General features: G+C 42.8%; 15 protein-coding genes. 2 read left to right on the forward strand and 13 right to left on the reverse strand.

Annotated elements, in window-relative coordinates; genetic code table 11:
* Positions 1–13 precede the first annotated feature (13 nt).
* Positions 14–205: a hypothetical protein gene (locus ACH11B_RS23880; RefSeq protein ID WP_377610755.1), complete on the forward strand. Its 192-nt coding sequence runs from the start codon at positions 14–16 to the stop codon at positions 203–205.
* 640 nt (positions 206–845) lie between these two features.
* Entirely contained in the window at positions 846–2,321 is a 1,476-nt protein-coding gene (locus tag ACH11B_RS23885) for a PLP-dependent aminotransferase family protein (RefSeq protein WP_377610757.1), read from the forward strand.
* A 130-nt stretch (positions 2,322–2,451) separates the two neighbouring features.
* Here the strand turns inward: ACH11B_RS23885 and ACH11B_RS23890 are convergent, their stop codons facing one another.
* From ACH11B_RS23890 to ACH11B_RS23950, 13 genes are all read right to left on the reverse strand, one after another.
* Positions 2,452–3,195 carry an SDR family oxidoreductase gene (locus tag ACH11B_RS23890; protein ID WP_377610759.1) on the reverse strand — a complete coding sequence of 248 codons (744 nt, stop codon included), beginning with the start codon at positions 3,193–3,195 and terminating at the stop codon, positions 2,452–2,454.
* A gap of 337 nt (positions 3,196–3,532) precedes the next feature.
* On the reverse strand, positions 3,533–4,441 hold the full coding sequence (locus ACH11B_RS23895; RefSeq protein WP_149105921.1) for an AraC family transcriptional regulator: 909 nt from the start codon (positions 4,439–4,441) through the stop codon (positions 3,533–3,535).
* Positions 4,442–4,448: 7 nt separating this feature from the next.
* Positions 4,449–4,805 (reverse strand): hypothetical protein, encoded by a 357-nt coding sequence (locus tag ACH11B_RS23900; protein ID WP_130855175.1) that lies wholly within the window; start codon positions 4,803–4,805, stop codon positions 4,449–4,451.
* A gap of 3 nt (positions 4,806–4,808) precedes the next feature.
* Positions 4,809–5,006 (reverse strand): hypothetical protein, encoded by a 198-nt coding sequence (locus ACH11B_RS23905; RefSeq protein ID WP_149105923.1) that lies wholly within the window; start codon positions 5,004–5,006, stop codon positions 4,809–4,811.
* An 18-nt stretch (positions 5,007–5,024) separates the two neighbouring features.
* Entirely contained in the window at positions 5,025–5,459 is a 435-nt protein-coding gene (locus ACH11B_RS23910; protein ID WP_130855174.1) for a DUF2147 domain-containing protein, read from the reverse strand.
* Between the two features lie 10 nt (positions 5,460–5,469).
* Complete coding sequence (locus ACH11B_RS23915; RefSeq protein WP_377610762.1) at positions 5,470–6,252, reverse strand: SDR family oxidoreductase; 783 nt, start codon at positions 6,250–6,252, stop codon at positions 5,470–5,472.
* Positions 6,253–6,385: 133 nt separating this feature from the next.
* Entirely contained in the window at positions 6,386–7,429 is a 1,044-nt protein-coding gene (locus ACH11B_RS23920) for a DUF6268 family outer membrane beta-barrel protein (protein ID WP_130855172.1), read from the reverse strand.
* Between the two features lie 28 nt (positions 7,430–7,457).
* Positions 7,458–8,021 (reverse strand): hypothetical protein, encoded by a 564-nt coding sequence (locus tag ACH11B_RS23925; RefSeq protein ID WP_377610764.1) that lies wholly within the window; start codon positions 8,019–8,021, stop codon positions 7,458–7,460.
* Between the two features lie 69 nt (positions 8,022–8,090).
* Entirely contained in the window at positions 8,091–9,413 is a 1,323-nt protein-coding gene (locus tag ACH11B_RS23930; protein WP_377610766.1) for an MFS transporter, read from the reverse strand.
* 41 nt (positions 9,414–9,454) lie between these two features.
* Positions 9,455–10,231 carry an SDR family oxidoreductase gene (locus tag ACH11B_RS23935; RefSeq protein WP_149105928.1) on the reverse strand — a complete coding sequence of 259 codons (777 nt, stop codon included), beginning with the start codon at positions 10,229–10,231 and terminating at the stop codon, positions 9,455–9,457.
* Between the two features lie 91 nt (positions 10,232–10,322).
* The gene (locus ACH11B_RS23940; protein WP_130855168.1) at positions 10,323–11,252 is read right to left on the reverse strand and encodes an AraC family transcriptional regulator; all 930 of its coding nucleotides are present in this window, start codon (positions 11,250–11,252) and stop codon (positions 10,323–10,325) included.
* A gap of 211 nt (positions 11,253–11,463) precedes the next feature.
* Positions 11,464–12,198, reverse strand: a complete 735-nt coding sequence (locus ACH11B_RS23945; RefSeq protein WP_377610768.1) for a DUF6597 domain-containing transcriptional factor — start codon at positions 12,196–12,198, stop codon at positions 11,464–11,466.
* Complete coding sequence (locus tag ACH11B_RS23950) at positions 12,170–12,958, reverse strand: nucleotidyltransferase domain-containing protein (RefSeq protein WP_130855166.1); 789 nt, start codon at positions 12,956–12,958, stop codon at positions 12,170–12,172. The genes ACH11B_RS23945 and ACH11B_RS23950 overlap by 29 nt, the downstream gene beginning before the upstream one ends.
* Positions 12,959–13,209: the final 251 nt, after the last annotated feature.

Below are 13,209 nucleotides of genomic sequence, written 5' to 3' on the forward strand. Positions count from 1 at the left end.
ATTATCAAACAATATGAAAGTATCTTCGCTGAAACAAACTGACAGAAAAAAGGCTGTCAAGAAACGTTCTCTTTCCTCTTCGGGCAAAGAAATTAAACGAGATGCACATACTGGACGTTTTGCCGGCATGCACAAAAACCTCGAAAAAATTGAACCTGTTTTTATCCATGCTATAAATTGCGGGATAGCAATTATTTTTTCTTAAACACCAAATAAACGCAAAGCTGGAAACCTCCATAAACGCCTAGAGTCAACCAGAACAGATCTATTCAAAAGTCTCCCTTTACGTTCCGTATTTTTTGTCTTTTCTTCTCTAAAATTACTTCAACTAGCTTTAAAATGATCACTGTTCCGGAACAGATCCAGAAGACAATCAACAAATTATTGACCCCTTTTTGAAATTTAGCGGTTTTATCGGAAGCAAGCAACTCAGACTATGAGTACGGCTCAAAGCATTCAATAGGGATATCATTTTACCATAATCCCATCTGATTAAAGGCAAACAAAATAAAAAGCTCAGGCACATTACTGAAAATAGGTCTTGCCAGGTATCAACCCCGAAAAATATATGTAGTATAATAGCATAAAGTACGGGGATTAACAGTATTTTGATGGTGGTTGACAGGGATTTCTTCATAGATCGAGAGATACTGATAGGTTTTTTTATGTTTTTGCGTTAGCTTTATGTTGATCTAGTTTTACTTTGCTAATGTAAGCATTATCAATAGGAATTTTTTAATTTTCAAGTTTGTCACTGTTAAGAAGAAATAAGCAACATAAAGTCTAAATTAGACGACTTAATATTTTAAATGTATACGGTTTGCGTCGAGTACACACCTTTAAATATGGCAGTTCAAACATTACCTTTTAGTACCCTCATCGCTGTTGACAGACAGTCCGCAATACCTATTTTCAGACAGGTTGCAAATAGTTTGGTGGAACTGATAAAGAATGGAAAACTAAAACCGGGGTATCAATTACCGGCAAGTCGGGATATGGCGTCAATGTTAACATTAAACCGTACAACGGTAGTTGCTGCCTATGAAGAACTGCAGGCTCAGGGTTGGCTTGAAGCGATAAAGCGGAAAGGCAATTTCGTTGCGCAGCAGTTACCGGTAATGAGCCCCAAGTCGTTCGACATAGGCACCTCAGCGAAATTTCAATCAAAGGACCAAGATATCTTTTATCGACAGGTGGCTATTCGAAAACCAATAACCAGGCAGCTAAAACCTTACCAGCTGATGATTAATGATGGTTATCCTGATGCCAGAATTGCACCGGTAGACCTGATCGTTGATCGGTACAAATTTTTATCAAGAAAAACGAATGTTCATGATAGGTTATTAGCTGACGGCTCAAAGGGTAGTATATCGTTAAGAACAGAGCTTGCTCTTTTTTTGTCCAAGACCAGAGCCCTCGATATTACTCCTGAGCAAGTGCTGATTACTCATGGTGCACAATTGGCAATAACTGTCGCGGCCAGTATGATACTCCAGCCTGGTAGTACCGTTGTTGTAGGCGACCTTAATTACGTCTTGGCAGATAGGCTTTTTGAACAGCTAGGCGCTAAGCTTATAAAAGTTAAGGTTGATCAGGATGGTATTGATGTCGATGCAATTGAAAATATCTGCAAGCAATCAACACCGAGTCTGCTTTACATCATTCCGCACCATCACCACCCCACAACGGTTACGCTCAGTGCCGAAAGGCGAGTCAAACTTTTAGACATTATTCGCCGCTATCGTCTTCCTGTAATCGAAGATGATTATGACTATGATTTTCACTACGCAAGCGCCCCTATATTACCTTTAGCCAGTGCTGAACACGATGGCTACGTTCTTTACATTGGCTCAATTTCTAAAACATTGGCTCCAACTATCAGGCTGGGATATTTAATTGGCAGTGAAGACTTTATATGGCAAGCATCGAAGCTAAAACAAGTTCTAGATATTCGTGGTGATGTATTATTCGAAGAATCTGTTGCTCATCTTTTCAACATCGGCGAAATGCAAAGGCATTTGAGAAGATCTGTAAAACTATACAAAAGAAGGCGGGATGAGTTCTGCGAACTATTAAATTCTTCTTTGGGAGATAGTGCCAATTTCAGTACTCCTAATGGGGGTATGGCAGTTTGGACTTTATTTGATCCTGAATACTCCATACCCCAACTCTCAGAAAGGCTTGCTACCCAAGGTATATACATGAACGATGGCAGCATCTATAAATATAAGCATGACGTCAATGGAATAAGGTTTGGCTTTGCCTCGCTGAATATGAGTGAAATGCAATCTTTCGCAAATGCACTAAAACGATCCCGATAAACGTCCTAATGGAAGACTTAGCTCTATGCTTAAGTGAGAGCCCTGTCCTCTGTTGAAATCTAGAATCCTATGATAAAATTGTTTCAATATTATAATCCGATAGATTTTGTAAAGGTTCTCAATGTAATTATTATGAGTTTCTTGTCCAATCATCGAACCTTATCTTACCTGGATAGAAATCGCCGGCAGGAACCAATCCTGACTTTGGCATGCTATGGAACATGTATTTGTCATCCTCGTTAGCTACCACAACTTTATCTTCACCTTTCACCTTCAAATAGTTTTCCACGAAGTTGTTCATCAATCCGCGGTCAGGCCCTGCTATTTCAACGATCTTATTTTTAGGCTGTTCCAAAGCGAACATTACCACATAATCTACAACATCCTGCAATGCGATCGGTTGATAATCAATTGTTGAAACATGGACGTTCCGGCCTTCGCCCTGAACAGCGATGATGGTGCTTACATGCTCATGAAATTGTGTTGAACGGATGATAGTATAGGGTATGCCTGATTCGATTACGGCATCTTCCTGATACTTTTTTGCTTGCAGATACCCTATATGTTGTGCGCGATCTGTTCCGACAATAGAAAGTACTAGGTGGTGCTTAATAGCTGCAAGCTTTTCAGCTTTAATTAGATGTTCAGCGGCCGTGCGAAAAAAATCCAAAGCGATCTGATCATCTGGCGATTGAGAATTAGAAAGATCGATTACGATTTCAGTTCCCATCAAAGCTTTTGCCAGTCCTTCCCCCGTCAGGACATTAATGCCGGATGAGGGCGCTCCAATAATTACCTCATTCCCCATACTTTCCAATTTTTTACTTACTCCTTTGCCCACAAGGCCGGTTCCTCCGATTACTAAGATTTTCATGATTCATTTATTTAAATAAAACTTGATCAAACAAAAACAGACGCCAATTATAAACACGAAGCTACTGCCTTGTTTATTTACAAAATACGAGATAAAACAGATAGAGATGACCATCCAATATTCAGATTTGCGACAGTCCAGCTTTTGCATTCAACTAAATAGAATAACGAAAATATCACTGGATACTACGGCCAGTTGGGAAAAGTAGTGTTATCGAAGTGATTAATGTATAGAAAAAGACCCGACCTAATGCTTCCGACGAACAGGCTACAGTCATTTGGTTACAAGTCCAGGCAGAATTTTACTGTTGCATACTGGCCCGAATTACCTGTGCATTTCAGTTGAAGGATTGCCTGAAATCCAATGGGCTTTGCTTAGTCTTGCTTTTAAATAATTTATTGAAAGACTGAGGATGCTCAAACCCGAGTTGGTAGGCGATCTCACTTACAGACATCTGCGTCGTAGATAATTTCTCTTTGGCCTTTTCGATCAGCTTCTCATGGATGATCTGTTGCATCGTCTGACCGGTCAGTTGTTTCAACAGGCTACTTAAATACTTAGCCGATAGGTTCAAAGCTTCAGCAAAGTATTGCACGCTTGGCAGCCCTTTAGAAAGCAGCGCTTCGTTCTTAAAATAGCTTGTTAAGATCTCTTCCACCTGATTTAAGACGTGATGGTTAGTGATCTTTCGGGTGATGAACTGACGTTGGTAAAAACGCTCGGCATACTGCAGCAAGGTCTCCAGGTTGGAGATAATAATATCTTGGCTGAATCTATCCATATTGGAATGATATTCAGTTTTAATATTTTTGACCAGGTCATTGATCACTATTTCCTCCTTATCAGAAAGGAAAAGCGCTTCACTGGTAGCATAGCCAAAGTAATCAAAACGCTTGATCTTGACAGCAAGTGATGTGTTCCAAAGAAAGTCGGGGTGTACGAAAAGCATCCAACCTTCCAGATCAGGCGGCACACCGCTCGCTTCACCACGCAGGATCTGGCCGGGCGCCATAAAGGCCATAAGGCCTTCGTCGAAATCGTATTTCTGTTGCCCGTAATGTAAACCGTCGCAACCTCTTTTCATAGATATCACATACAAGTCGAAAACGACCGCCTCTATTCCTGTGTCATTTTTCAGGCCTTTCAGATCCACGATGCTGATCAGCGGATGATGGGGTTTCGGTAGTCCCATCAAACGGTGTATCTCCGTTATGGAACTGATTCGGTAGGGTTTCCTGTTTGTCATACTACATTTACTTAAATTTGAACGGATACTTCAGCCATATCATAATTAATGGCATAACTAAAAACGGGATTTCTATCAACGCGATGCGGTAATTTCCTGCTCGTAGCGCCAACCCCATAATCATAACAATCAGGGCCGCATTTAGCATATTGCCCAGAAAAAAAGTGCGTGGGATGAGTAAAAGTACGCCAACCGCTATGGCTGCACAAGCAAGATATGGAATGAACGTTTCGCTAATTCCTAAGCTTTCCATCATCTTAACGGATTCCGGATTGCTTTTGTAGTATACGGTATCCCAGGCATGTTTAAAACTAAGCGTTACCGAAATGAACAGCAGTGCTGCGGAAATAATGATTCTTATCATAGTTTAGTTGAGGACAAAAGTGTTCATGATGTAACCTCCGATTATCGCTATCGGCACACCGATCATTGCACTTGTTAAAGCTTTTCTAGCCTTATTTGGATGTGCCTTTCTGTGTCTGAAATAAAGGAAAAATCCTATAGGGGGAAGGGCATTGGAAGCGACAAACCAAAACCTCGACAGCCTGTCTTTATTATCTTTCATGAGCGTTGTTTTTATAGTTTACTGAACTCTTTTCCATTTAAATGATTTGCCCATCAATGGGACACCTTTGTAACCCCGGGTTTCCAGGTCATTAGGGCCTTTCAGTTTACCTTTGAGACCATATGTGTTTCCGTCCTGTACGCTATACAAGGTACCATCCACGTATTCGCCGTCCTTATAGACAAGGCCGGTGATATGCGTCAAACCTTGCACAGACCTGCTCCGGAGTTTTTCATTCGGATTTTTAACGTCCTTCTTTGATGTTTTGCCATCTGCTTCGAACATCTCTTTCGACCATAAAAGTTTGGCGGAATAGGTGTTGCCCGCTTTGAATACCTCGATCTTGTAATCATCACATTGCCACACCCCTGTGATCCGGTCAGCAGGTAATTTCTGTGCGAAAGAGGTTATTGATAACAGCAGTGCGAACACGGCTAAAATTGATTTTCTCATAGCTGATTATTTATTGTTGATTATTCAGTTTTTTAAATTTTTTAAATTCCCTGTGTCCTAACTGCATCAGTTGGTTAGGCACCAGTCTGCTTAGAAATTTTATCACATTCACCAGAAATGGCTTGATCTCAGGTGTATCGTTCAGAAGTCCTTTGATGGCTACACTGACCAGTTTATCCACATCCATCATTTGGCTTGGGTTCGGTGGCAACACCCAATCATGCTGAAGATTAGTATTCACCCCCGGAGGAACCAGTTCGAATACCTTGACACTGGTTTTGTTCAATTGAAGGCGTAGGGCCTGCGTGTACGCATGAACTCCGGCTTTTGAAGCGCTATAAACCGGAGCGGTAGAATAAGGCATAAAAGCAATGGCAGAAGAGACGTTCACAATTGCCGCAGCAGGCTTTTTGATCAGGTGCGGTAAGAACTGATGAACCATCCGTATCGGTCCCGTGAGATTAATATCGATCTCACGGGTGACGTTTTCCAAGTCTTTGCCGGCATCCTGAACGTCAAGCAACCGCATTTCACCTGCATTGTTGATTATGATATTCAGATCAGGATATTGTTGCGTCACCTCCTCGTAGAGGCGCTCAATATCCAGCGGATCGCTTACATCGCTCTGAAAGACGTGTATTTTTGGGAAACGCCTTTTGGTATCATTTAAAGCTTCTTGTTTACGACCTGTAACGATGATGGTTGATCCCTGCCGGGTAAGTTGCCTGACAAGTTCCAAACCTATACCGCTGGTTCCTCCTGTGATCAGGATGGTGCTATTCTTTAAGTCCATATTTTCTCACTGTTGTTGATGCAAAGTTCAGCCAATATCGATGAGCAGATGTATCCAAAAGTCGCGAGGTTGTAGTAAAAACACCATTTGCTTTGATAGCGTAATTTCAGCGGGAACGAAATTGTCTAAAAACTTACTTCTTTCGCTTCGAAAAGGGGTTAAAAGAAAATCCGATGTTGGCGTAAGGCGCCGCGTCAGCTCTGCCTTCCCAAGTGTAATCCGTGAACGAACGGTCTTTTTCAAACGTGCGTGCGTAGGGATTTATACGGACACCGGCCCGCAACGAAAGGGTGATGCTTCCCGGTAAAATGTGCTCATAAAGCAGTCCCGTGTTCACGTCAACCTGGCGATACTGATAGGTTGTGCCGTTTTCGTCAAGATCGTTCAGAAAGAAAGTGGTTTGCGGGTCGAGTTCCCAACCTGCGGAAAGCCTGCCATTGCTAAACACTTTTTTTCGCAGGTAGGCATACCGTGGCAGAAAAACATCTGCCATCAGGCGCTCATTAAACTTATGCTCTAAAAGGAATGTTGGAATCACTCGGATAAATGTACCGGGATCGGTAGTGTATAAAATTCCGACATTGATCTTCGTTCTATTGTTCGCTTTCAGAACAATAGCGCCAGTAAACAGCCCGCGAACCCTTTCCAGCGAACGTTCACTCCAATCAACATTGACACTGCCGCTATAGATGACGGTCTTTCCAAAGAGTTTCGAGAAATAGACAACGTTCAGCCCCTCTGTATGATAATGAAGATCTCTGCTGACCGTTTGTGATGTAGCCGTTGTGGATGTCGGGAAGTTGTACTCAGCAGAGACATATCGGTAAAAACCATTGGCCTGTACCAACCATCGGCGGTTTTGCAAAAGATTAATATTGGCACTTGCACTCAGTTGTGACCATTTGGTAAACTCGCCATCCGGAAGATCCTGTCCTCTTAGGGTAGACGAGGAGTTGTAATTGCCGTATTGTTTGTAGTCTATGCTAAACGGCCTGCGTTCGGCAAACTTATCCGCTTCATATTCAGCGACTTTTTTGGCAAGACTATCCTGGCTCTGCGCCTTACCGGCGAGGGGCAGCATTGCAATACATGTGATTACTGTTAGCGCCTGGATATAGCCGAAAGCTGCTCCTATTGAATGACGCGCGCTAGAAATTAAAAAATTGTGATTAAACATAATTGCTAAGATTAATTGTATGGAACTATTATTTTTTATGGCGGAGCCTGATCCTGACGAACATGTCTATGCCGCAGGTAGTCAGGCGTACGTAGCGTACAGGTGATCTGACGATATTTGTCCTTTGCAGGTGAATTTTGATCGCAATATGGATGATCTGGAAAACGTAAGTCCGCACCAGGTCGGACTTGTAGAGATAGTTGGATTCCATGCTACCGCATATCTTATCAAAGATCGGCGCAAGTGTCAGCACTTCTTCCTCATCCAATTCGATGCTTATGGGATTGCGCTCTTTAAAAAGATCGATGGCCTCGAAATTGCACCAAACACCTTTATCAAAAAATGCCTTTTCAAACGATGTGATACAACCCATATCCTGATCTTCCCATTCAAGATCGCTTGACCTGCAGAAGACAAGGGCCGGACGCCCCGTTAAGGTGGCACTTATTTTTAGATAGATGTAAAACGTGTTTTCGTTTGGAAGCAGCCTGTCCCTCCCGCTTCGACCCGATGGCCACCATTCGGCATAAAACTGATCACTTTTCATTTTTTCGAAAATATTACCAAGTATGCCAGCCCTAGGTCCAGACAATACCTATTTACACAGCTTTACCAGCCGTTATGGCAAACGCACAGGTTTGCATGATAGTCAGTGAATATGTTATTTAATAAGTGAAAGTTGGTTGCCCATGTCTGCAGGGACATTTTGTCTGGGTGGTACGGCGAAGTGTTCTCTGATCTTTCTGCTGGCGATGAATAGGGCAATGCTGCTTAGTAAACTGGCAACAGGAACGATCATCATTCCCCAGCGCAAACCGTTTACCTCATAAGCCGCACCGACCGCATCACTGATCATGCCCACGAGCAGCGGCGATAGTGCCGGACCTAATAACCCGGAAGCGATCATAAGCAGACTGGAAGACAGTGCCTGCTTCCCTGCCCCTGCTATAAGATGACCTGCGCCAAAAGCAAATGGAAGCAGAAACGCAAAGGCTAGCATAGCAGGTACAAAAAGCGCAATGGACATCCAGCCTTCGGGCGCCAGGAGCCCTGCAATCGTTGCAATTGCGGCGATGCTGAAAACAATAGCTGGCGGATGCAATAAACGGCTTGCCTCGCGGTTTAAAGCGCTATCAAATAACCGTCCACCACCTACGGTGCCGATGATGCCCATCAGCCCTTGTAACAAGCCGAAGGACAGCCCCACCTCGCTGGCTGTCATGCCGTATGTCCGTATCAGGAACGGTGCAGTGAAGGCATAAAATGGTGCAGCGGCAAAACCTAAAAAGTTCGCGCCAATGAACATCCACAGGAACGCAGGTTTCGACAGCAGCTCGCGGCCGGCGGACCAGATATTGCCGGTAGCACTGCCGGGCTGCTTCGAAGTAATGACCGTCTTCCCTGTAAACGTCAACACCAGGATAACCAATAGTAATCCGACACCTCCCGCAACAAAAAGAGCAAAACGCCAGCCTATATGATCACTTGCCCAGCCGCCGACACCAAACCCTATCATTGTACCCAAAGGGATGCCCATCGAAAAAATGCCGAGCGCGCGACCGCGCCGATGCTCTGGGATGTTACCCGCAATCAGTGCATGACTGGCGGGCGTTCCTCCGGCTTCTCCAAGGGCTACGCCAAAGCGCGAAAGCGCCATTGTCAGGAAACCTGCCGACAAACCACCCAATCCCGTCATAATGCTCCAGATCAATACACACCAGAGCAAAACCTGCCTGGATGCCCCACGATCAGCCAACCGTGCAAGCGGCAGGGAGGCCACAGAATAGATCGCTGCAAAGGCTATCCCATTGATCAGCCCTAACTGCGTATCACTGAGGTGCAATTCTTTTTTAATGGACTCTGCAAGGATAAAGGGTAATATACGGTCGATCTGGCTGAATGCGCTGACCAAAAATAAGGTAACAATGAAAGCCGTTCTGCGCCAGCGGCTCAGCGGAGGTGTTGAAGTCAATTGATCGTTCATAACCATGATTTTGATTGTAAGTAGAATTTTTTTGAGGGAAATTATTTGCCGGACATGGCTTTCTCGCCCATCTTAGTGGCTTGCGAAAGCATGAATTTGGGGGCAAGCCTGCTCAGGATACGCATGATCTTGGCACTGCCGGGAAAGATCTCGTAGGTATTGTTGATCATCCCTTTAATAGCTTCGTCTACAATTTTTTCGGGTGAGACTAACATTTTGGTATCAACTTCGCCGCCATTCCTGAACTTTTCATTCAGGGGTGTTGTAGAGCCGGGGGCGATGAGTTCGAATACCTTGATGCCGGTAGATTTAACCTGTACCCGCAGACATTGCGTGAAGGATCGTAATCCTGATTTACTGGCGCTATAGACAGGGGCAATCGGGAATGCACCAAGTGCGATACCGGAGGTGACATTTAGGATGGCGGCGGTCTGCTGTTTTTTAAGGTGGGGCAGAAACTCCTGGACCATGCGAATGGGGCCCATCAGGTTGATCTCTATTTCGCGGGTAATATCATACAGGTCGTGATCTTCATACAGGGCAATCTTTCGCATCTCCCCGGCATTATTGATCAGCATGTTCAGCTCGGGAAACTTTTCTGTTACCTCTTTGTACAGACAGCTGATATCCTCGACCTTGCTAACATCACTTTTTATAGTGTGGATGCCAGGAAGAATCTTTTTTGTCTCTTCCAGTTTTTGTTCGTTCCTGCCGGTGATGATCACCCTATTGCCGAGTTGAAGGAGTCTGGAGGCAAACTCAAAACCAAAGCCACTTGTTCCTCCCGTGATCAGAATTGTGTTCTTGCTTAATTCCATGTTCTTTAATTTAATAGAACAAAGTTGGCAAGAACGGATCAGGAGGACTTTGCAAGAATCAAAACAATGTTTGCAAAAACGAAACCTTTCTCTAGTTTCTGAAAGTCAGAGGAGAGCAGTCCGTCTGCTTTTTGAAAAAGTTAGAAAAATGTGCGACCTCTTCAAATCCTAAACTAAACGCGATCTCGGACACATTCCATTCCGTTTGCCTGAGCAATATCTTAGCTTCCTGAATGATCCGGTTACTGATCAGGCTTTTTGTTGTCTGTCCGGTCTGCTGTTTCAGTACACGGTTCAGATAGTTAACATGGATAGACAGCTGATCGGCATAGTCTTTAGGCGTACGCAGTTTAAGTCCCTGAAATGGCGAGGCGATGGGAAACTGCCGCTCCAAAAGTTCGGCGAACAATGAGGATACACGGGACGAGGCGTTATGCTCCTGGTAAAGATCAGTAGCAGGCTGCAACTTTTGACCGTAGTGGATCAGCTCCATTAAATAGTTGCGTATCAGGTCATATTTATACGCATAGTCGGAATTGATCTCCTTATGCATCTTTCTGAAAATCGCTTTGATCTCTTCCTTTTCCTGTTCATTGATATGGAAGCAGGGATACCCCCCCGGCTTAAATATAGGCAGTTCATCAAGTACAACACCACTTTTGGACTGTGCAAGAAAATCCGCGCTGAAAAGGCAAAAGTAGCCACGCTGATCCATGTCTTTGGCGATCCAGTTATAAGGGACCTTCGGCGTGGTAAACATCAGTGCCTGCGTTTCGATATCAATTACTTTATCGGCATATTCCGCCCGGTTGCGTCCATCAATTAGGTTGATCTTATAGTAGGCGCGCCTGTTGTAAGTCATATTAGGCTTTACTTTGATCAGTTTTGCCAATTCACTGACATCAAATACATTGAAATGGCCAACTTCCTTTGTAAGCCCCTGGGGTAATAACTGGCTGATGTCTTTGTTTAAATTATCTGAAGCTGTCTTATAAAAACCTTCAAGCGTAGTGATTTCCATATTGATCGATTTGCAATAATCAAACATAACCATTCTATTCCACCTTAACAAACATTCTTTAAAACTGCGCTTGAAATTCAAAATTGTGGTGCCATCAAAAGCGGATAACGGTGTAGGCTTACCAAAGTTAGGACAGCATAAAATTCAGATAAAAATAATCTCCGCAAATTACTTTTACACTACGACTGGCACTTTGTAAAAATGCGACAAATTAAAGCAATGATGGTGAAAGTCCCGTATTTCGTTTGATGTCATTGCTAAGATGTGAATGATCATAATAACCGCATTCAAATGCAATATCGAGCAAGCTGCGGTTTTGCTTCGAATCTTTGATTAAAGACAAAGCATGCTGAAAACGGATAATGTTCGAATATTCTTTTGGTGATAGTCCGATGAGCTTTTTAAAATTCCGCTCCAGTTGTCTTACGGTTGTAAAATTTCTTTTCGCCAGATCGTAAATGTTAGCTGTTCCGTTTGATGAATGTATATGGTCAATAACAGCATGTAATGGATTGGTTTTGGTTTTTATTCTTTCGGAATAAAAATGGTCAAAATAATTGAATGGATTTTCAAATGCTTTATCAACACGAAATGAATTGGATTTTTCTAATTCGACCGTGTTATTTGTCAATTCGTCTTGCGAAGCATGACGATAGAAATTCGCAAAAGTTGCCGGTTTTAGGCACACACCAAATAAATGCGTATCGTTATCAATAAAGCTATCTTTAAAAGAATTCATGGCACCCACTACGTACGTCTTTCCAAATTCCATCGAAAGCGCCCCGTTATCTGTCAGACATTTATTCCCTAAATTCAGTATGATGCCCGCACAGCCATCGGGAAAAACCCGTTCCCATTGTTTTTCGTTTTCAGCTCCCTTCAGTTCCCAATAAAAATGAATGAAGCGCGCTAATTCTTTATAGGGTTTTATTTTTTTGTATTTCATCAAAATAATTCATCACTTTTTTGTCTGTGTCGTTTTGTAATCTCACTTTGCTGTCAAAAAGTTCCGTCCTTAATTGTCTGTATAAGGATACTCCGTTTCTCAAACTAGCTAATAAGGATTGCCGATCATAGGTTGGAATCGTGCGTTTTAACTTTTCTAAATCTGCGGATTCCAGTTCTGTTTCTACTTTTCTAACACCACGGGGTAAATTGTCATTTTTGATATGGAGCAATGGTCCAAAAACAACCATGCGTAAAAATCCCATAAAGTCATATGCTTCAAAATATTCTCCCCGCCCTATTTTTAGCAATGCGTAATGGATCCAAGTCCAAAAACGATCTTCAATCCATTGATAGTCCGGGTAAGGAAACTTCGCTTCGGTACAGTGAATTGCTCTTTCAAGTTGTCTATCTTTGTCGATTAGCAAAGTTGGAGTTTCAATACGGACTTGAAATTCGTCAAGTGTTAAAAATTTTATATCTACGTGCAAAAGAGGATTGTCATAAAGACAAATCAATAATCTCGGTTCTCCAACGTGCTCACCCGTAAATCCCGACAAAAAATCCCCTAATCTTTTTGCATAGTCGAGCATACGATTGCTGTCGTTGGAAATTTTTTGTTTCGTTACCAGAATTAGGTCGAGGTCAGAAAATTCATCTATTTCATTGGTCAGCCACGAACCCGCAACAGCCAAACCAATCACGTTGTCGTCCGGCTCTAAAATCTCTTTAGCTTTGTCAGCAAATTCTCGTTGTATCATTGTATCACTGTCATTTCTTCAGGTTACCTGTAACTAATAAATACACGTAATGCGGATTAAAAATAATTGTCAGCATTAGTTTCAAATTTACAAAATAAATTCTTCCGTAATTATTGTTTGAATGCCAAGTGTGTCTTTCAACGTCAATCAACACCACCTTTCCCATCCCTTCAAAATACCTTTATAAATTCGACTTCCACAGCAAATGAGGCTGCTCTCTTTTTTGCTTTTCCCGAGGCTAAGCTAATCTT

This window comes from Olivibacter sp. EAT-5, from assembly GCF_044784325.1.
Taxonomy (GTDB): domain Bacteria; phylum Bacteroidota; class Bacteroidia; order Sphingobacteriales; family Sphingobacteriaceae; genus Olivibacter; species Olivibacter oleidegradans.

Coding starts and splice junctions, on each gene's coding strand:
- ACH11B_RS23880 (WP_377610755.1), top strand. CDS start 14: ATGAAAGTATCTTCGCTGAAACAAACTGACAGAAAAAAGGCTGTCAAG.
- ACH11B_RS23885 (WP_377610757.1), top strand. CDS start 846: ATGGCAGTTCAAACATTACCTTTTAGTACCCTCATCGCTGTTGACAGA.
- ACH11B_RS23890 (WP_377610759.1), bottom strand. CDS start 3,195: ATGAAAATCTTAGTAATCGGAGGAACCGGCCTTGTGGGCAAAGGAGTA.
- ACH11B_RS23895 (WP_149105921.1), bottom strand. CDS start 4,441: ATGACAAACAGGAAACCCTACCGAATCAGTTCCATAACGGAGATACAC.
- ACH11B_RS23900 (WP_130855175.1), bottom strand. CDS start 4,805: ATGATAAGAATCATTATTTCCGCAGCACTGCTGTTCATTTCGGTAACG.
- ACH11B_RS23905 (WP_149105923.1), bottom strand. CDS start 5,006: ATGAAAGATAATAAAGACAGGCTGTCGAGGTTTTGGTTTGTCGCTTCC.
- ACH11B_RS23910 (WP_130855174.1), bottom strand. CDS start 5,459: ATGAGAAAATCAATTTTAGCCGTGTTCGCACTGCTGTTATCAATAACC.
- ACH11B_RS23915 (WP_377610762.1), bottom strand. CDS start 6,252: ATGGACTTAAAGAATAGCACCATCCTGATCACAGGAGGAACCAGCGGT.
- ACH11B_RS23920 (WP_130855172.1), bottom strand. CDS start 7,429: ATGTTTAATCACAATTTTTTAATTTCTAGCGCGCGTCATTCAATAGGA.
- ACH11B_RS23930 (WP_377610766.1), bottom strand. CDS start 9,413: ATGAACGATCAATTGACTTCAACACCTCCGCTGAGCCGCTGGCGCAGA.
- ACH11B_RS23935 (WP_149105928.1), bottom strand. CDS start 10,231: ATGGAATTAAGCAAGAACACAATTCTGATCACGGGAGGAACAAGTGGC.
- ACH11B_RS23940 (WP_130855168.1), bottom strand. CDS start 11,252: ATGGAAATCACTACGCTTGAAGGTTTTTATAAGACAGCTTCAGATAAT.
- ACH11B_RS23945 (WP_377610768.1), bottom strand. CDS start 12,198: ATGAAATACAAAAAAATAAAACCCTATAAAGAATTAGCGCGCTTCATT.
- ACH11B_RS23950 (WP_130855166.1), bottom strand. CDS start 12,958: ATGATACAACGAGAATTTGCTGACAAAGCTAAAGAGATTTTAGAGCCG.